Source organism: Acidovorax sp. Root568 (assembly GCF_001427445.1).
Lineage (GTDB): Bacteria > Pseudomonadota > Gammaproteobacteria > Burkholderiales > Burkholderiaceae_C > Acidovorax > Acidovorax delafieldii.
On sequence record NZ_LMGP01000002.1, the window covers coordinates 122531 to 139441 of the forward strand.

A 16911-nucleotide genomic window follows, 5' to 3' on the forward strand; every position below is an offset into this window, starting at 1 on the left:
CAATGCCCAATAAAGCGGCGCATTCGGCACAGCTGAGCGCGCGGTATCGCAACTTTCTGGTACCGCTGCTGGCGCTGGGCGCCATGGGTGGTTTCAACGCGCTGCTGGTGGCCCGGTCTGGAGCCGGTGATGCAGGCTGGTGGCCGGTGGCCTGGCTGGCCACCGTGTTCCTGGGGGTGTTCTTCAGTGCAGCCTTCATGGCCATGGCGGGCCGCCGCAAGCTGCCGGTGGCCTACGGCATCGCGGTGGGCACGCTGGTGGGCCTGGGGCTTACCGCCTGTGGCGTACTGCAGGCCCACCTGCACACACCATGGGGTGCAACCCTGCCCGCCTGGTTAGCGTGGTTCAGCAGCCCCCAGGCAAGGGCCTGGCTGGGCGCTCCCTGGGCACCGCTCATTCCCTACGCAGCAGGGCTGGCCTGGCATGGCGCCGCCCTGCTGGTTTTCAATCGCCGGACGTCACCAGAAAATCGCGGCTGATGCCGCCACCCAGGTCGTTCACCCGGTCCAGGAACTGCGTGAGGAAAGCGTGCAGCCCGGTCGCCAGGATTTCGTCGATGCGGCCGTACTGCAGGTCGGCCAGCAGGCGCCCTGCCCTGCGGCTGGTCTCGGCGGACTGCCCGTTGGCCAGCACCGCCAGGTTGTCCACCACCTCCCGCAGGCACGCGTGCAGCGAGCGCGGCATGTCGCGGCTCAGGATCAGCAGGTCGGCCACGCGGCCCGGCGTGATCACGTCGCGGTAGACCTTGCGGTACACCTCGAACGCCGACACGCTGCGCAAGATGGCGCTCCAGTGGTAGAAGTCGCTTTCCTGGTTGCGGTCACTGGGGCGGCCAAAGAAGTCGTTCTTGACCGCGTGGAACTTCACATCCAGCAGGCGCGCGGTGTTGTCCGCGCGCTCCAGAAAGGTGCCCATGCGCAAGAAGTGAAACGCCTCGTCCTGCAGCATGGTGCCCAGCACCACGCCGCGTGAGAGGTGCGAGCGGTACTTCACCCATTCAAAGAACTGGCCTGGGTCGCGCTCAAAGGCGCCGCCTTCCAGTTGCCGGTGCAGTTCCAGCCAGGTCTGGTTCTGCGTTTCCCACACCTCGGTGGTGAGCGCACCGCGCACGGCCCGCGCGTTCTCGCGTGCGGCGCGCAGGCACGACAGGATGGACGACGGGTTGTTGCCGTCGTGCACCATGAACTCCAGCACGTTGGCGGGCGTCACTTCACCATGCTTGGCGGTGTAGGCAGGGATCAGCTCGCTGATGGACAGCAGGCCCTCCCAGCCTTTTTGCGCCACATCGGCAGCCTGGGGCAACAGGGAGGTCTCATAGCTCACATTGAGCATTCTTGCTGTGTTCTCTGCCCGCTCTGTATATCGGGACATCCAGAACAGATGATCGGCAGTGCGACTTAGCATTTTTCCTCCCCGGGCAGAGAACCCCGCGCGTGCTGCGCACGCTGGCTGTGTTGTGGTGAAACCCCGCTTTCGGCGGCGTTTTCAGCCCGCTCGGTGTAGCGGGACATCCAGAACAGATGGTCGGCGGTGCGGCTCAGCATGTTCACAGGCTCCCTTGCGATTGACTTTGCGACTGACCTTGTCCCTGCGATTGCGATTGCGATTGCGACTGGGATTGCACGGCCTTGGGTTGCGCTGCGGGCGTACCCTCTCCCAGCACCCAGGTGTCCTTGGTGCCGCCGCCCTGCGACGAATTCACCACCAGCGAGCCCTCTTGCAGCGCCACGCGCGTGAGGCCGCCGGCGGCCATCTGCACCTCGCGACCGCTGAGCACAAAGGGGCGCAGGTCGATGTGGCGCGGGGCAATGCCGCTTTCCACATAGGTGGGGCAGCTTGACAGGCTGAGCGTGGGCTGCGCGATGTAGCCCGCCGGGTTGGCCAGCAGCGCGCGGCGAAAATCCTCGATCTCGGCCTGCGTAGCGGCAGGGCCGATGAGCATGCCGTAGCCGCCCGCGCCGTGCACCTCCTTCACCACCAGGTCCTTGAGGTTGGCCAGCACGTGCTGCAGGTCGTCCTGCTTGCGGCACATCCAGGTGGGCACGTTCTTCAGGATGGGCTCCTCGCCCAGGTAGAAGCGGATCATCTCCGGCACATAGGGGTAGACGGACTTGTCGTCCGCCACGCCCGTGCCCACAGCGTTGCAGATGCCTACGTTGCCCGCGCGGTAAGCCTCCATGAGGCCGTAGCAGCCCAGGGTGGAATTGCGGCGGAAGACTTGGGGGTCGAGGAAGTCATCGTCCACGCGGCGATAGATCACGTCCACCCGCTGCAGGCCGCGTGTGGTGCGCATGTACACGAACTTGTCCTTGACCACCAGGTCCTGGCCCTCCACCAGCTCCACCCCCATCTGCTGGGCCAGGAAGGCGTGCTCGAAGTACGCACTGTTGTGCATGCCGGGCGTGAGTACCACCACCGTGGGCTCATCCGCCGTGGCGGGGGCGCTGGCGCGCAGGGTTTCGAGCAGCATGTCGGGGTAGTGGGCCACCGGCGCCACCTTGTGCAGGCTGAACAGCTCGGGGAACAGCCGCATCATCATCTTGCGGTTTTCGAGCATGTAGCTCACACCGCTGGGCACGCGCAGGTTGTCTTCGAGCACGTAGTACTCACCATTGCCCTGGGCATCGGGGGCGCGCACGATGTCGATGCCTGCGATGTGCGCGTAAATGTCTTGCGGCACATGCACGCCGGCCATCTCGGGGCGGTATTGCGCGTTGTTCAGGATGAGGTCGGCGGGCACGATGCCGGCGCGGATGATGTCCTGGCCGTGGTAGACGTCGTGGATGAAACGGTTGAGCGCCGTGACACGCTGCACCAGCCCCTGCTGCATGCTGGCCCACTCGTGGGCCGGAATGATGCGGGGGATCAGGTCGAACGGGATCAACCGCTCGTTGCCTGCGCCGCCTTCATCCTTGGCGCCGTAGACGGCGAAGGTGATGCCCACGCGCCGGAAGATCATCTCGGCTTCGGCCCTGCGGGCCTGCATCACGTCAGGGGGCTGTTTGCTCAACCACTGCGCATAGCGCTTGTAGTGTTCCCGCACGTCGCTGCCATCAAACGGCAGCATGGCGTACATCTCGTCAAATTTCTGCATGAACGGGCCTCCTGCGATCAGGATAGCAAGTTGTGAGCCCACCCCCGCCCAACACCCCTGGCGGCGCTGCGCCATCGGCCCCGAATCAGTCGTCCCGTGGCACCATGCGGTGCTGCCAGTAGCGCTCGCCGGTGTCGCGTTCGCAGGCCACCTGCCCAGGCTGCGACGAGGACCAGCGGGCGGCCCCGCAGCGCGACGATTCCACCACCGCAATCTGGCGCGCACGGTAGCGCTGCAGCACATCCGGCGCCGGATGACCGAAGCGGTTGCGATAACCAGCCTGCACCAAAGCGGTGCGCGGCTGGACAGCTTCCAGAAAAGCCGCCGACGACGAGGTCTTGCTGCCGTGGTGCGGCACCAGCAACAGGTCGGCCCGCAAGGGCGCGCTGCGCGCCAGCAAGGCTTGCTCCTGCGGTGCCTCGATGTCGCCCACCAGCAGGGCCGTCCCGCCCTCGGGCCCGGCGGCCGTGATGCGCAGCACGCAGCTGAGTGCATTGGGACGCGGGGCCTTGGCCGCCACAGGGGCGTCGTCACCGGGCAGCGGATGCAGCACCTCGAAAGCCACGCCATCCCACTCCCAGCGCTGGCCTGCCAGGCAGGGCCTGCTGGGGCGCAAGCGCTGCAGGGCATGCTCGGCTTCGATGGAGCCTGTCAGTTCAGCGCCCGGCTGCTGGGCCAGCACGGCCGCTGCACCGCCCGTGTGGTCGGCATCGCGGTGGCTGAGCATGAGCACATCCACCTGCTCCCCCAGCGCCCGCAGCAGCGGCACCAGCACGCGGTGGCCCGCATCGCTCTCGCGGCTGAAGCGCGGCCCTGCGTCATACAGCAGGGTGTGCGTGGCCGTGCGCACCAGCACGGCATTCCCCTGGCCGATGTCGGCGGCCAGCAGCTCCAACTGCCCCGCGACCGGCCGCTCCGGCTGCCACCACAACACCGGCAGCAGCAGGGGCAACGCCAGCAAACGCAGGCGCCAGGGCAGGCGCATGGCCAAGAGCGCGCCCCCTGCCACCGCCGCCACACCCGCCCACAGCGGCGCGGCAGGCAAAAACACAGCGGCCCAGGGCCACTGCGCCAGCCACTGCAGCAACGCGGTGAACGGCTGCAGGCTGAGGGCCGCCGCACTCCACAGCGGCGCCCACAACACGCCCCCCAGCGCCAGCGGCGTGACCACCAGCGTCACCCAGGGGATGGCCACCAGGTTGGCGACGAAACCCACCAGCGACACCTGGCCAAACAGCAGCAAGCCCAGGGGCGTGAGCGCCAGCGTGACCACCCACTGCTCGCGCACCAATGCATAAAAATGGCCTGTAGCGCTAGTGCTACTTGCCCCTGTAGCTATTGGATTAGTAGCAAACAGAACGCCCACTGCCACAAAGCTCAGCCAGAAACCTGCCTGTGCCAGCGCCCAGGGGTCCAGCACCACCACGGCCCCACAGGCCAGCAGCCACACCTGGGGCCAGGGCCAGCGGCGCCCGCTCAGCTGCAGCAGCCCCACGATGGCCAGCATGGTCACCGTGCGCTGCGCGGGCACGCCCCAGCCGCTGAACAGGGCGTAGGCCGTGGCCAGCAGCACACCCGACACCAGTGCGGCGGATTGCGCAGGCACCGCCAGGCTCAACCGGGGAGAGCGCCGCCACAACGCCCGCACCACCAGCGCCGCCAGCCAGGCGAACAGCGTGATGTGGAGACCCGAAATGCTCATGAGGTGGGCCACCCCGGTGGCACGGAACACATCCCAGTCTGCACGGTCAATGGCACGCTGGTCGCCGGTGACCAGCGCCGCCACCACGCCCGCCGTGCGCGTGCGGGTGGGGTCGGCGATGTCATTGCCCGAGCCATCCTGCCCGAATACCAGGCGCTCCAGGATGGCGTCCCGTACGCGCTGGCGCAGCTGCTCCACCGGGTACTGCCAGGTGGCGGCCACACGCACCGGCGGCTCATCCTTGGGGCCCGCGCGCACGTAGCCCGTGGCCTGCAGGCCCTGCTCCCACATCCACAGTTCGTAGTCAAAGCCATGCGGGTTGCGCAGGCCATGGGGCGCCTTCAGGCGCACGGTGATCTGCCACCGCTCGCCCGCACGCACCGGGGCGGGCTGGCGCTGCAGGTCCAGCACCTCGCCCGCACCGCCGAAAGCGCCGCCATACCAGGCCACATCCACCAGGGGCGGCAAAGACACCGGCGCGCCTTGCAGCGTCGCTCCCTCCACCACCATGCGCCAGCGGGTGCCCGCCTCGTTGATCTGCGGCATGGCGGCCACCACGCCGGTGATGCGCAGGTCCTTGCCCTCCAACGCTGCCGGCAATGCCTGCGCCTGGTAGGCCACGGCCCGCAGGCCGGTGCCTCCCGCCATGGCCAGTGCCCCCGCCAGCAACATCAGCCAGGGCGCCATGGCGATGGCACTGCGAGCCCAGCGAAGCCCTGGGCGCCGCCGCGCAGCCGCCACCGCACCACCGCCCAGCAGCAGGCCAGCCGCCAGCATCCAGCCATAGGCCGCAGCAGACCACAGCGCGGGCTGCTGCAGCTGCAGCACAGCCCCGGCCACCACGCCCAGCAACACAGCGGGCAGCAGCCACGGACGCGGGGGCAATGGCCCCTCCACACCCCGGTCTGTGGCGGACAGCGGCGTGGCATTAGAGGCGCTTATGGCGGACATGCGCTGATGCTAATGCGCCGCCAGGGCCTGCCACGTCGGCGCGAGGGTGGGGTGCTGTGTAACACTTACCGCGCTCGGCGGCCTGCGCACCAGACCGCTCTCGTCTATCCACCCACACTTCCTAACGAGGACCACCATGAGCGTTTACGACAAGCTGAAAGAACTCAACATCACCCTGCCCCCCGTGTCGGTGCCTGCCGCCGCCTACGTGCCCTATGTGCAGACGGGCAACCTGGTGTTCCTGAGCGGCCACATCGCTCGCAAGGACGGCAAGCCCTGGGCTGCACAGTTCGGCCGCGACATCGGTACCGAAGAAGGCAAGCAGGCTGCGCGTGCTGTGGCCATCGACCTGATGGGCACGCTGCAGGCAGCCTGCGGCGGCGACCTGAGCCGTGTCAAACGCATCGTCAAGGTCATGAGCCTGGTGAACTCCACGGGCGACTTCACCGAGCAGCACCTGGTGACCAATGGCGCCAGCGAACTGCTGGGCCAGGTGTTTGGCGAGAAGGGCGTGCACGCCCGCAGCGCCTTCGGCGTGGCTCAGATCCCCATGGGCGCGTGCGTGGAGATTGAACTGATCGCCGAACTGGCCTGACAGACCGCGCGCCCCAGCAAAAAACCCATGGCATCACTGCCATGGGTTTTTTGTTGCCCGTGCAGCGCAGGAGCCCGCCGCCTGGGCCTGCGGCAGCCGGGGGCACCCACCTGAGCGTGTCAGAAAGATTCCCAGTCCTCTTCCGCCCCGGCCGTAGCACCGTGCTTGGCACCTTGCTTCACGCCTGGCGATGATGCAGGCGATTTCGCCAGTGCCGCCGGGGCACTCGCAGTGCTGATGCGGGCTGCAGGGGCACCGCCCGCAGTGGCGGGCGCTGCGGGCTTGTGGCGGGTGGCTGGCATGGTGGTTGTCGCCTTGGCCGCGCCGCGCGCGACCCCAATGGCGGCCTGCGCAGGCCCGTAGCTGGCGGCGTTGACCTTGAACATGGATACCTCGCGCGCCAGGTGATCGGCCTGCTCACGCAGGCTTTGTGCTGCCGCAGCGCTTTCTTCCACCAGGGCGGCGTTCTGCTGGGTCATCTGGTCGAGGTTGCTGATCGCCTTGTTGACCTGCGACACCCCCGCGCTCTGCTCGGACGATGCGGCGGTGATCTCGCCGATCATGTCGGTCACGCGCTGCACCGACTGCACGATGTCGGTCATGGTCGTGCCCGCATCGGACACCAGGCGCGAGCCGGTCTCCACCTTCTCCACCGACGCGCTGATGAGCTGCTTGATCTCCTTGGCCGCCTCGGCACTGCGCTGGGCCAGGCTGCGCACCTCACTGGCCACCACGGCAAAGCCACGGCCTTGCTCGCCGGCCCGCGCGGCCTCCACCGCCGCATTGAGCGCCAGGATGTTGGTCTGGAACGCAATGCCGTCGATCACGCCAATGATGTCTGCGATCTTCTTGCTGCTGTGGTTGATGTCCTCCATGGTGGCCACCACCTGGGTCACCACCTCGCCGCCACGGCGCGCCACGCCGGTGGCACCCGCTGCCAGGCTGCTGGCCTGCTGGGCGCTGCCCGCGCTTTGCTGGATGGTGCTGGTGAACTCTTCCATCGCGGCAGCGGTCTCCTGCAGGTTGCTGGAGGTCTGCTCGGTGCGGGCCGACAGGTCCTGGTTGCCGGTCGCGATCTCTGCGCTGGCGATGGCAATGCTGTCCGTGCTTTGGCGCACCTGGTGCACCATGCGCCCCAGCGCGTTGCTCATGGCATAGAGCGAGCGCAACAGATCGCCAAATTCGTCGCTGCGCGTGACAGCCTCCTGCAGGCTCAGGTCGCCACCCGCAATGCGCTCGGCCAGTCCATTGGCCTGGGCCAAGGGCCGCTGGATGCTGCCAATCAGGTAATACGCCCCCACGATGATGGCCAGCAGCAGCAAGCCCACGGCCACCGCGGCGATCTTGACGGTGAGCATGCGTTCGGCCGCCATCGCCACCTGCGTCTCTGCGGCGTTCTTCTGCAGTTGGGCCACAAACTCGCGCAGAGCAGCGAGGTAGGCCGCCACGGAGGGGTTGTACTTCTGGTTGATCAGCGTCACGGCCTGATCTTGCTGACCGTCACTCTTGAGCTTGCGGGCCTCGCCACGCAGATCGATCATGGTCTTGCGGGCGGCCGCAATCTTGTTCATCTGGGCCTTGTCGGCGTCGGACAAGGCCATGGATTCGAGCGACTTTTGCACCTCGCTGATCTGGGCCGACGTGGCCGCAATGACGTCCTTGAACTCGGCTTCCACCGCTGGGTCGTTGCTCACGATCAGCGCCTGGGTGCGCGCTGCATTGGTTTCGGTCAACCCCGACCAGCGCAGTGCAGCCTGCACCCGCGCCTCCATGTCCTTGCTCACTGCATCGGCCTGGGCTTGCACTTTTGCCGAGCGGTAGGCCGCAAACCCCACCACGGCGACCAGCATGACCACGATCAGAATCACAGCCAGCCACAGCTTGTGGGCCATCCTCAATTGTTTAGGCATGGAGGTCTCCTGGAGTGTGCTTGTCACGAGATGTTGCTCGCTTTCCGACAATTGCACAAACCAGGAGCGGCCGCATGAGGGTCATCCCCAAGCACGATCGGAGGTGCCGCCAAAGGCACCGGGTGCGGCAAACCCGTTTCGAGCACCCCGCTCCACTGGCAGCGGCGACGATTGAAGCGGCAAAAAAACGCAGCGATACGGCCCCGGCCGAGCGCTGCGCCGCAGGCAATGCTGCAGTACGGGTGTGGCTGCAGGACGCGGCAACAACGCCGGAGGCGTCGTGTGAGCTGTCCTTACTCGACGCGCGTCACTGCCTGGGGCCTGAAGCCCAGGTCTGCTGCCTTGCCCTTGCGGCCGCGCGCGGCACGGGCGTTGTTCAGGCTGCGGATCTCCAGCGTCTCATCACGCTGCTTGCCGCCCCGGCCCACGCCATCGAGGCGAATGCTGCGCGTGTAGGCCGCCGCGCCTGCGAGCTGGTCCTTGTCTTCCAGGTCGATCAGCATCAGCCCCCGGCCGCCATTGGCCATGGTTTTCAGCTCGGTAATCTCGAAGGTCAGGATGCGCCCGCCCGTGGACGCGCAGGCCACGTGCGTGGCCGGCAGCACCGGTTTGCTGCCCGTGGTGCCCGCAGCGTGCGACGGCACACACACGGTTTCGCCCTCGCCCAGGGTGAGGAAGGCCTTGCCGCCCTTTTGGCGCGAGACCATGTTTTCCACCGCCGCCAGAAAGCCGTAGCCGCCCGAGTTGGACAACAGCAGCGTGGCGTTGGCTGGCCCCGCAAAGTAGTGCAGCAGTTGCGTGCCCGATTCCAGCTCGATGAGCGTGGTCACCGGCTGGCCGTCGCCACGCGCACCGGGCAGCAGCGACACGGCCACCGAGTAAACGCGGCCGTTGCTGCCAAAGGCCAGCAGGGTATCCACCGTGCGGCACTCAAACGTGCCGTACAGCCCATCACCTGCCTTGAAGGCAAAGCTGGCGGCCTCATGGCCATGGCCGGTGCGGGCGCGCACCCAGCCTTTTTGCGAGACGACCACGGTCACAGGCTCGTCCACCACCTTCACCTCGGCCACGGCCTTTTTCTCGGCCTGGATGAGGGTGCGGCGTGCGTCGGCAAAGGTCTTGGCGTCCGCCTCGATCTCCTTGACCATGGTGCGGCGCAGCGAGCCGAGGTTGTTCAGGATGTCTTCGAGCTTGCCCTGGCTTTCGCGCAGTTCTTTCAGCTCTTGTTCGATCTTGATGGCTTCGAGCCGTGCGAGCTGGCGCAGGCGGATTTCGAGGATGTCCTCGGCCTGCCGGTCGCTGAGGTTGAAGCGCGCGATGAGCGCGGCCTTGGGCTCCTCGGCCGCACGGATGATCGCGATCACCTCGTCGATGTTGAGCAGCACGGTCTGCCGCCCTTCGAGGATGTGGATGCGGTCCAGCACCTTGTCCAGCCGGTGCTGGCTTCGGCGGGTGATGGTGGTCTGGCGGAAGGCAATCCACTCTTCCAGCATCACACGCAGCGACTTCTGCACGGGCTTGCCATCGAGCCCCACCATGGTGAGGTTGATGGGGGCCGAGGTTTCCAGGCTGGTGTGAGCCAACAGGGCGGTGATCAGCTCCTGCTGCGGGGTCTTGCCCGTCTTGGGCTCGAACACCAGGCGCACGGGCGCGTCTTTGCTCGATTCGTCGCGCACCACATCCAGCACCGCCAGCATGCTGGCCTTGAGCTGGGTCTGGTCTTGCGAGAGCGCCTTTTTGCCGGCCTTGACCTTGGGGTTGGTGATTTCCTCGATCTCTTCGAGCACCTTTTGCGTGCTCACGCCGGGCGGCAACTCGTTCACCACCAGCTGCCACTGGCCACGCGCCATGTCTTCGATCTTCCAGCGCGCGCGCACCTTGAGGCTGCCACGGCCGGTGCGGTAGGCATCGGCAATGTCGCCCGCGCTGCTGATGATCTGGCCGCCGCCGGGGTAGTCCGGGCCGGGCACCAGAGCGAGCAGGTCTTCCTGGCTCAGCGAGGGCGTCTTGATGAGCGCAATGCAGGCATCTGCAATCTCGCGCAGGTTGTGGCTGGGGATTTCGGTGGCCAGGCCTACGGCAATGCCGCTGGCGCCGTTGAGCAACGCGAACGGCAAGCGCGCAGGCAACTGGCGCGGCTCCTCCGTGCTGCCGTCGTAGTTGGGCATGAAATCGACCGTGCCTTCGTCGATCTCATCCAGCAGCAGGCTGGTGATGCGCGACAGGCGGGCCTCGGTGTAGCGCATGGCCGCAGCGCCGTCGCCGTCGCGGCTGCCGAAGTTGCCCTGGCCGTCGATCAGCGGGTAGCGCTGGGCAAAGTCCTGCGCCATGCGCACCAGCGCATCGTAGGCCGACTGGTCACCGTGCGGGTGGAAGCGGCCCAGCACATCGCCCACCACGCGGGCGCTCTTGACCGGCTTGGCGGCCGTGTTGCGCGTGGGGCCGCTGTAGCCCAGGCCCATGCGGTCCATCGAATACAGAATGCGCCGCTGCACGGGCTTGAGGCCGTCGCACACGTCGGGCAGCGCGCGGCCCTTGACGACCGACAGTGCGTACTCCAGGTAGGCACGCTGGGCATAGCCCGCCAGGCCCAGGGAGTCGCCCCCGTCATCGCCTGCGGTGGTGAAATCGAGAGTGGGTTGGTCGCTCATTCGTTGGGTACAGTTTCTGGATTCACGTTCTGGGGAGCGGTGGGTGTCTGCGCCACGCGGGTGGGCGGCAGGTTGCCCCGGTTCTGCGCGCCGCCCGACAGCTCCATGCGCACGCGACCGGGCAGCGCACGCTGGGCCAGCACCGGCGCCGGGGGCTTGAGCTGGGCATACAGGCCCAGCACGGTGCGCACGTAGTTCTGGGTTTCCCTGAAGGCCGGTATCTGGTTGCCCGCCTTTTGCACCGCGCCTTCGCCGGCGTTGTAGGCGGCCACGGCCAGGTCCATGCGGCCAGGGAACAGGTCCAGCAGGTAGCGCAGGTAACGGGTGCCGGTGGGCACGTTCACGGCGGGGTCGGCGAGCTTTTGCTCGACCGAGCGCTTCTTGTCCGCATTCACACCAAAACGGCTTGCCGTGGCGGGCATGACCTGCATCAGGCCCACGGCGCCTTTGGGCGACACGGCGGCGGCGTCAAAGCCGGATTCGGTGGCGATCACGGCCTGCAGCAGCTCGTAGTCCACACCATGTTGGCTGGACGCAGCGCGCAGGTGGTGCTCGACGCGCTTGTAGTCGGGCGCAATGTCAAAAAACGCCAGCAGGCGCGCACCCGCTGCGGGCAGCGCATAGGGCATAGGCGATGCGTTGGCCGGTGCATCCCGCGTGGAGTCGAAGTCGTTGCCCCGAAAAAACAGCTGGTAGCGCGCATCGACCTGCTCGGATGCAAAGTGCGTCACGCCGCGCTCATCCACATGCGCCCACAGGTCTGCGTGGGCCGTTTGCTGCAAAAAACAGAGCAAACAACCCAATAAGTACCAGCGCATGACGCCATTCTTGTTTGGATTCCTCATGGCAGACCTGTCGGACAGCCCTCGGTCAGATATCGATCTCCACCGCGTCGCCATGCAGCTCCATGAGCTCGCGGCGCGCGGCGGCCTCGCCCTTGCCCATGAGCTTGGTGATGAGGCCTTCGGTGGCGGCAAAGTCCACATCCCCCAGCTGCACGGGCAGCAGGCGGCGGGTGTCGGGATTGAGGGTGGTTTCCCACAGCTGCTCGGCGTTCATTTCGCCCAGGCCCTTGAAGCGGCTGATCTGGCACTTCTCGCGTGCCACACCATCCTTGGCGCATTTGTCGAGGATGGCCGTCAGCTCCCCATCGTCCAGCGCATACATCTTGGCCGCAGGCTTCTTGCCGCGCGCAGGCACATCCACGCGAAACAGCGGTGGGCGCGCCACGTAGATATGGCCGGTCTCGATGAGCTTGGGGAAGTGGCGGAAGAACAGCGTGAGCAGCAGCACCTGGATGTGCGAGCCGTCCACGTCGGCATCAGACAGGATGCAGATCTTGCCGTAGCGCAGACCGCTCAGGTCCGGCGTGTCGTTGGGGCCATGCGGGTCCACGCCAATCGCTACCGAGATGTCGTGGATTTCGTTGTTGGCAAACAGGCGGTCGCGCTCCACCTCCCAGGTGTTGAGCACCTTGCCGCGCAGCGGCAGGATGGCCTGGCTTTCCTTGTCGCGGCCCATCTTGGCGCTGCCACCGGCCGAATCGCCCTCCACCAGGAAGACCTCGTTGTGGGCGATGTCGCGGCTTTCGCAGTCGGTGAGCTTGCCCGGCAGCACAGCCACGCCCGAGCCCTTGCGTTTTTCAACCTTCTGTCCGGCCTTCTGGCGCGTCTGCGCGGCCTTGATGGCCAGCTCGGCCAGCTTCTTGCCGTAATCAACGTGCTGGTTCAACCACAGCTCCAACGCCGGGCGTACGAAGCCGCTGACCAGGCGCACGGCGTCGCGCGAGTTCAGGCGCTCCTTGATCTGGCCCTGGAACTGCGGGTCGAGCACCTTGGCCGAGAGCACATAGCTGGCGCGCGCAAACACGTCCTCGGGCAGCAGCTTCACGCCCTTGGGCAACAGGCTGTGCAGCTCGATAAAGCTCTTGACCGCGTTGAACAGGCCGTCGCGCAGGCCACTTTCGTGGGTGCCACCCGCGCTGGTGGGGATCAGGTTGACATAGCTCTCGCGCATGGGCTGGCCGTCTTCGGTAAAGGCCACCGCCCAGGCCGCCCCTTCGCCCTCGGCAAAGCTCTCGTTGCCGCTGTCGGCAAAACCCTCGCCTTCAAACAGCGGGATGACCGGGTCGCCGGTGAGCGTCTGCATCAGGTAGTCCCGCAGGCCGCCCTTGTACTGCCAGGTCTGCGTGTCGCGGGTTTTTTCGTTGACCAGTTGCACCGTCACGCCGGGCATGAGCACGGCCTTGCTGCGCAGCAGATGGGTCAGCTCGCCCATGGGCAGGGCACTGGATTCGAAATACTTGGCGTCGGGCCACACGCGCACCGAGGTGCCCTGCTTGCGCTCGCCCGCCTCCAGCGGGCGGGCGACCAAAGGCTCGATCACGTCGCCAGCGGAGAACACCAGGCGCGCCGCCTTGCCTTCGCGGTAGCTGGTGGCCTCCAGCCGGGTGGCCAGGGCGTTGGTGACCGACACGCCCACGCCGTGCAGGCCGCCCGAGAAGCTGTAGGCACCGCCCTTGCCTTTGTCGAACTTGCCACCCGCATGCAGGCGGGTGAAGACCAGCTCGATCACCGGCGCGTTTTCTTCCGGGTGCAGGCCAAACGGGATGCCCCGGCCGTCGTCCTCCACACTGACCGAGCCATCGGCGTGCAGCGTGACGCGGATCTTCTTGCCGTGGCCGGCGAGGGCCTCGTCGGCGGCGTTGTCCAGCACCTCCTGGATGATGTGCAGGGGGTTGTCGGTGCGGGTGTACATGCCCGGGCGCTGCTTGACGGGCTCCAGGCCCTTGAGCACGCGGATTGAGCCTTCGGAGTATTCGCTCGCGGAAACAGAAGAGGGTTTGGCTGCCATGGGGCGGATTGTAGTGCGGCACCGCAGCAATAGCTGGATAAATAACCAGCCCTTCAAACCGCTGCGCCAAGCGCTGCATTTTCTGCCGCCCCCACCGCCAACTGTATTGGTCGCGGGTGTATCAGCGCGTTTCGCCCAATCTGGCTACATTCCTGCGCATGCATATGAATCCTCCCAAACTATCCATGTTCCAGGTGCTGGCGTGCGGCGCGGCCATCGTGACCCTGTCCATGGGCACCCGCCACGGGTTCGGGCTGTGGCTTCTGCCCATCACCCAGGAAATGGGCTGGACGCGCCAGTCGTTCGCCCTGGCCATCGCCATCCAGAACCTGTCCTGGGGCGTGATCGGGATTTTTGCGGGCATGGCGGCCGACCGGTTTGGGGCCTTCCGCGTGCTGCTCGGCGGTGCAGCCCTGTATGCCCTGGGCCTGGCGGGCATGGCGCTGTCGCCCACGCCCACGCTGTTTGCGCTGACGGCCGGTGTGCTGATTGGCGCGGCGCAGGCGGGCACCACCTATGCGGTGATCTATGGTGTGCTGGGGCGGCAGATTGCGCCCGAAAAACGCTCATGGGCCATGGGCGTGGCAGCGGCGGCGGGTTCGTTCGGGCAGTTCCTGATGGTGCCGGTCGAAGGCTGGCTGATTGCAGGCCTGGGCTGGCAGCAGGCCTTGCTGGTGCTGTCGATGGCGGTGCTGCTGATCGTGCCGCTGGCCTTTGGCCTGCGGGAGCCGGGCTTCAAGGGTGCGGCCCCGGTCATGCGCGAGCAGACCATTGCGCAGGCGCTGGGCGAGGCCTTCCGCTACCCCAGCTTCAACCTGCTGATGGCCGGTTACTTTGTGTGCGGCTTTCAGGTGGTGTTCATTGGCGTGCACATGCCCAGCTACCTCAAGGACCATGGCCTGTCGCCCCAGGTGGCCAGCTATGCGCTGGCGCTGATCGGGCTGTTCAACGTGTTCGGCACCTACATCGCGGGCACGCTGGGCCAGCGCATGCCCAAGCGCCACATCCTTGCCTTCATTTACTTCGCCCGCGCGGTGGCAATCAGCATCTTCTTGCTGGTGCCGCTGTCGCCGCTGTCGGTGTACGTGTTCTCGGCAGTGATGGGCGCGCTGTGGCTATCCACCGTGCCCCCCACCAATGCCACCATCGCGCAGATCTTCGGCGTGCAGCATTTGTCGATGCTGGGCGGCTTTGTGTTCTTCAGCCACCAGATCGGCAGCTTCCTGGGCGTCTGGCTGGGCGGCTATCTGTATGACGCCACCGGCAGCTACGATATCGTGTGGTACATCGCGATCGGCCTGGGCATTTTTGCCGGACTGGTGAACCTGCCAGTCAAGGAAAGCCCGATCGCGCGCAACAGCCCCCAACCCGCCTGACCCGTTTGCCCCCCCCCGCATGAGCGACACCACCCCGCCCCGCAAACCCGCGCCGCGTGCCCTGCGCTGGCTGGGCGGTGCCGTGGCCGTGCTGCTGTGCCTGGTGGTGTTTGGTTTGTACACCGTGCCCGAATTCATGGTGCTGCTGGCCGACCAGATGTGGGCGTGTTTTTGACACCCTTGGCGGGATTTTCAAGCGGTTTTGGCCGCAAGCGCTAGTGAATCATGCGCAGGTAGCTATCATTTTTATAGTTTCATGCACGGTACAGAAGTCCCTTCGGAATGGGTGCGGCGCTGGAGCCACCTGATCGCCCCCCACAGCACCGTGCTGGACGTCGCCTGCGGCGCAGGGCGCCACCTGCGCCATCTGCGGGAACTGGGGCACACGGTGGTCGGCGTGGACCGGTCCGCCGAGGCGCTGGCCGCCTGCGAAGGGCTGGGCGAGCTGGTGCAGGCTGACATCGAAAACGGCCCCTGGCCTTTTGCAGGCCGCCAGTTTGGTGGCGTGATCGTCACCAACTACCTGTGGCGCCCCTTGTTGTCCACCATCGTGGCCAGCGTGGCGCCGGGCGGGGTGCTGGTCTACGAAACCTTTGCCCAGGGCAACGAAACAGTAGGGCGCCCGGCGCGGGCGGAGTTCCTGCTCGCGCACGGCGAACTGCTGCAGGCATGCCAGGACCTGCGCGTGGTGGCTTATGAGGACGGCTTCATCGACGAACCAGCGCGTTTCGTGCAACGCATCACGGCCGTACGGGAACTCCCGCAGGCGGGTGGACCCTCACGACATCTTTTGTCTACCGGGGCTAGTTAGAATGCCCTTTTACCGTTTACCACTGCGGACATGACTTCTTCTTCCGTGCCACTCACCGGCAGCATCGTCGCCCTCGTCACTCCCATGCACGAGGACGGTAGCGTGGACTACCCCACCTTGCGCAAACTGATCGACTGGCACATCGCCGAAGGCACCGATTGCATCGGCGTGGTGGGCACCACGGGCGAGTCCCCCACGGTGAACGTGGAAGAACACTGCGAAATCATCCGCGTGGCCGTGGAACAGTCCGCCAAGCGCGTGCCCATCATGGCCGGCTGCGGCGCCAACTCCACCGCCGAAGCCATTGAGCTGGCCAAGTTCGCGCGCGGCGTGGGTGCCGACAGCCAGCTGCAGGTCGTGCCCTACTACAACAAGCCCACCCAAGAGGGCCAGTACCAGCACTTCAAGGCGATTGCAGAAGCCACGGGCGACCTGCCCATCGTGCTGTACAACGTGCCCGGCCGCTCGGTGGCCGATATGCAGCACGACACCGTCCTGCGCCTGGCCCAGGTGCCCGGCGTGATCGGCATCAAGGAAGCCACCGGCAACATCGAGCGTGCCCAGTGGCTCATCCGTGACGTGCCCAAGGGCTTTGGCGTGTACTCGGGCGACGACCCGACCGCCGTCGCCCTGATGCTGTGTGGCGGCCACGGCAACATCAGCGTGACGGCCAACGTGGCCCCGCGCCTGATGCACGAGCTGTGCGTGGCGGCACTGGCCGGCAACGTGCAACGCGCCATGCAGATCCAGTTTCAGCTGATGCCGGTGCACAAGCACCTGTTTGTCGAAGCCAACCCCATCCCGGTCAAGTGGGCCATGTCCCGCATGGGCCTGTGTGGTGGCACCATGCGCCTGCCCATGACGCCCCTGGCCAGCGGCAACGAGGCTGTGGTCGAGTCGGCACTGCGCACCAGCGGCCTGATCTAATCCGGGCTTTGCGCCCGCTCTCAGAGACACTTCCCAAGGAT

At 66.4% G+C, this 16911-nt stretch carries 14 protein-coding genes; 6 read left to right on the forward strand and 8 right to left on the reverse strand.

Going from position 1 to position 16911, the window contains the following annotated elements; all coding sequences use genetic code 11:
- Window positions 1-2 precede the first annotated feature (2 nt).
- Complete coding sequence (locus ASD75_RS03910; RefSeq protein WP_056743395.1) at window positions 3-479, forward strand: hypothetical protein; 477 nt, start codon at window positions 3-5, stop codon at window positions 477-479.
- Here ASD75_RS03910 and ASD75_RS03915 read toward each other — a convergent pair.
- The 4 genes from ASD75_RS03915 to ASD75_RS03925 all read right to left on the reverse strand — a co-directional run bounded on the left by ASD75_RS03915 (window position 445) and on the right by ASD75_RS03925 (window position 5747).
- Entirely contained in the window at window positions 445-1404 is a 960-nt protein-coding gene (locus ASD75_RS03915) for an alpha-E domain-containing protein (RefSeq protein WP_055400923.1), read from the reverse strand. The two genes, ASD75_RS03910 and ASD75_RS03915, sit on opposite strands and share 35 nt — an antisense overlap.
- Window positions 1398-1544, reverse strand: a complete 147-nt coding sequence (locus tag ASD75_RS23090; protein ID WP_082564882.1) for an alpha-E domain-containing protein — start codon at window positions 1542-1544, stop codon at window positions 1398-1400. Before ASD75_RS23090 ends, ASD75_RS03915 begins: the two co-directional genes overlap by 7 nt.
- A 2-nt stretch (window positions 1545-1546) precedes the next feature.
- On the reverse strand, window positions 1547-3094 hold the full coding sequence (locus tag ASD75_RS03920; protein ID WP_056743396.1) for a circularly permuted type 2 ATP-grasp protein: 1548 nt from the start codon (window positions 3092-3094) through the stop codon (window positions 1547-1549).
- 85 nt (window positions 3095-3179) lie between these two features.
- Window positions 3180-5747, reverse strand: a complete 2568-nt coding sequence (locus ASD75_RS03925) for a DNA internalization-related competence protein ComEC/Rec2 (RefSeq protein WP_082564883.1) — start codon at window positions 5745-5747, stop codon at window positions 3180-3182.
- Window positions 5748-5883: 136 nt separating this feature from the next.
- On the opposite strand from ASD75_RS03925, the gene ASD75_RS03930 reads away from it, so the two are divergent.
- Window positions 5884-6342 carry a RidA family protein gene (locus tag ASD75_RS03930; protein ID WP_056743398.1) on the forward strand — a complete coding sequence of 153 codons (459 nt, stop codon included), beginning with the start codon at window positions 5884-5886 and terminating at the stop codon, window positions 6340-6342.
- A gap of 119 nt (window positions 6343-6461) precedes the next feature.
- Here ASD75_RS03930 and ASD75_RS03935 read toward each other — a convergent pair whose 3' ends face one another.
- The 4 genes from ASD75_RS03935 to ASD75_RS03950 all read right to left on the reverse strand — a co-directional run bounded on the left by ASD75_RS03935 (window position 6462) and on the right by ASD75_RS03950 (window position 13756).
- Entirely contained in the window at window positions 6462-8252 is a 1791-nt protein-coding gene (locus ASD75_RS03935) for a methyl-accepting chemotaxis protein (protein WP_056743400.1), read from the reverse strand.
- 293 nt (window positions 8253-8545) lie between these two features.
- On the reverse strand, window positions 8546-10903 hold the full coding sequence (parC, locus tag ASD75_RS03940; protein ID WP_056743402.1) for a DNA topoisomerase IV subunit A: 2358 nt from the start codon (window positions 10901-10903) through the stop codon (window positions 8546-8548).
- Window positions 10900-11748: a lytic transglycosylase domain-containing protein gene (locus ASD75_RS03945; protein WP_056743404.1), complete on the reverse strand. Its 849-nt coding sequence runs from the start codon at window positions 11746-11748 to the stop codon at window positions 10900-10902. The genes parC and ASD75_RS03945 overlap by 4 nt, the downstream gene beginning before the upstream one ends.
- A gap of 25 nt (window positions 11749-11773) precedes the next feature.
- Window positions 11774-13756, reverse strand: coding sequence for a DNA topoisomerase IV subunit B (locus tag ASD75_RS03950; RefSeq protein ID WP_056061737.1), 1983 nt, complete (start codon window positions 13754-13756; stop codon window positions 11774-11776).
- A 158-nt stretch (window positions 13757-13914) separates the two neighbouring features.
- Between ASD75_RS03950 and ASD75_RS03955 the strand changes: the two genes are divergently transcribed.
- The 4 genes from ASD75_RS03955 to dapA all read left to right on the forward strand — a co-directional run bounded on the left by ASD75_RS03955 (window position 13915) and on the right by dapA (window position 16870).
- Window positions 13915-15132 carry an MFS transporter gene (locus ASD75_RS03955; RefSeq protein ID WP_056743406.1) on the forward strand — a complete coding sequence of 406 codons (1218 nt, stop codon included), beginning with the start codon at window positions 13915-13917 and terminating at the stop codon, window positions 15130-15132.
- Window positions 15133-15151: 19 nt separating this feature from the next.
- Window positions 15152-15307, forward strand: coding sequence for a hypothetical protein (locus tag ASD75_RS23890; RefSeq protein ID WP_165836555.1), 156 nt, complete (start codon window positions 15152-15154; stop codon window positions 15305-15307).
- A gap of 81 nt (window positions 15308-15388) precedes the next feature.
- Complete coding sequence (locus ASD75_RS03960) at window positions 15389-15943, forward strand: bifunctional 2-polyprenyl-6-hydroxyphenol methylase/3-demethylubiquinol 3-O-methyltransferase UbiG (RefSeq protein WP_056743407.1); 555 nt, start codon at window positions 15389-15391, stop codon at window positions 15941-15943.
- Between the two features lie 30 nt (window positions 15944-15973).
- Complete coding sequence (gene dapA / locus ASD75_RS03965; protein ID WP_056743408.1) at window positions 15974-16870, forward strand: 4-hydroxy-tetrahydrodipicolinate synthase; 897 nt, start codon at window positions 15974-15976, stop codon at window positions 16868-16870.
- Window positions 16871-16911: the final 41 nt, after the last annotated feature.

Bases quoted from the DNA above. Each gene is read 5' to 3' on its own strand.
- parC (WP_056743402.1), bottom strand. From the start codon at position 10,903: ATGAGCGACCAACCCACTCTCGATTTCACCACCGCAGGCGATGACGGG.
- ASD75_RS03930 (WP_056743398.1), top strand. From the start codon at position 5,884: ATGAGCGTTTACGACAAGCTGAAAGAACTCAACATCACCCTGCCCCCC.
- ASD75_RS03910 (WP_056743395.1), top strand. From the start codon at position 3: ATGCCCAATAAAGCGGCGCATTCGGCACAGCTGAGCGCGCGGTATCGC.
- ASD75_RS03945 (WP_056743404.1), bottom strand. From the start codon at position 11,748: ATGAGGAATCCAAACAAGAATGGCGTCATGCGCTGGTACTTATTGGGT.
- dapA (WP_056743408.1), top strand. From the start codon at position 15,974: ATGACTTCTTCTTCCGTGCCACTCACCGGCAGCATCGTCGCCCTCGTC.
- ASD75_RS03960 (WP_056743407.1), top strand. From the start codon at position 15,389: ATGCACGGTACAGAAGTCCCTTCGGAATGGGTGCGGCGCTGGAGCCAC.
- ASD75_RS03955 (WP_056743406.1), top strand. From the start codon at position 13,915: ATGCATATGAATCCTCCCAAACTATCCATGTTCCAGGTGCTGGCGTGC.
- ASD75_RS03920 (WP_056743396.1), bottom strand. From the start codon at position 3,094: ATGCAGAAATTTGACGAGATGTACGCCATGCTGCCGTTTGATGGCAGC.
- ASD75_RS03950 (WP_056061737.1), bottom strand. From the start codon at position 13,756: ATGGCAGCCAAACCCTCTTCTGTTTCCGCGAGCGAATACTCCGAAGGC.
- ASD75_RS23890 (WP_165836555.1), top strand. From the start codon at position 15,152: ATGAGCGACACCACCCCGCCCCGCAAACCCGCGCCGCGTGCCCTGCGC.
- ASD75_RS03915 (WP_055400923.1), bottom strand. From the start codon at position 1,404: ATGCTAAGTCGCACTGCCGATCATCTGTTCTGGATGTCCCGATATACA.
- ASD75_RS23090 (WP_082564882.1), bottom strand. From the start codon at position 1,544: ATGCTGAGCCGCACCGCCGACCATCTGTTCTGGATGTCCCGCTACACC.
- ASD75_RS03935 (WP_056743400.1), bottom strand. From the start codon at position 8,252: ATGCCTAAACAATTGAGGATGGCCCACAAGCTGTGGCTGGCTGTGATT.
- ASD75_RS03925 (WP_082564883.1), bottom strand. From the start codon at position 5,747: ATGTCCGCCATAAGCGCCTCTAATGCCACGCCGCTGTCCGCCACAGAC.